This is a genomic window from Adlercreutzia sp. DFI.6.23 (genome assembly GCF_024462535.1).
GTDB classification, from domain to species: domain Bacteria; phylum Actinomycetota; class Coriobacteriia; order Coriobacteriales; family Eggerthellaceae; genus Adlercreutzia; species Adlercreutzia rubneri.
On record NZ_JANGBP010000099.1, the window covers coordinates 1 to 433 of the forward strand.

The 433-nt window shown below is 62.1% G+C and carries 1 protein-coding gene; it reads right to left on the reverse strand.

Annotation, left to right across the window (positions count from 1 at the left end; translation table 11 throughout):
• Window positions 1-433 (reverse strand): polysaccharide deacetylase family protein (locus NE591_RS12515; RefSeq protein ID WP_256156776.1); only part of this gene is annotated, 433 nt, incomplete at both ends.

Sequence of the window (433 nt, forward strand, 5' to 3'; positions counted from 1 at the left end):
CGTCGTGGAAGTTGCCGCCCGGCGAACGGAACACCTTCGACGCCTCGGCGCCCGTCGCATCCGCGATGGCCTGCTGGCCCATCTGCACCTCTTCAATCTGCTTCTCGGGACTCTGGTGCGTCATGTCCACGCCGTTGCCGCCGCCGGTGGCCGCATGGTCGTAGGAGTGGGTGCCGATCTGGTGACCCTCGGCTTCCATGCGCTTGATCGTCTCCACGTAATCGGTCTTATCGGAAATCTGCTCGCCGATCGTGAAGAACGTCGCCACGGCGTTGTTCTCCTTCAGCACGTCGAGCAGTTCCTGGGTCGTGGGCCACGGGCCATCGTCGAAGGTGAGCGCGATGACTTTCTCGCCGTTCGTGTTCGCGTTGTACTTCTGATAAACGTTGTCGGAGCCCTCCTTCACGGTTTCCTCCACCGTCTTGCCCGACAC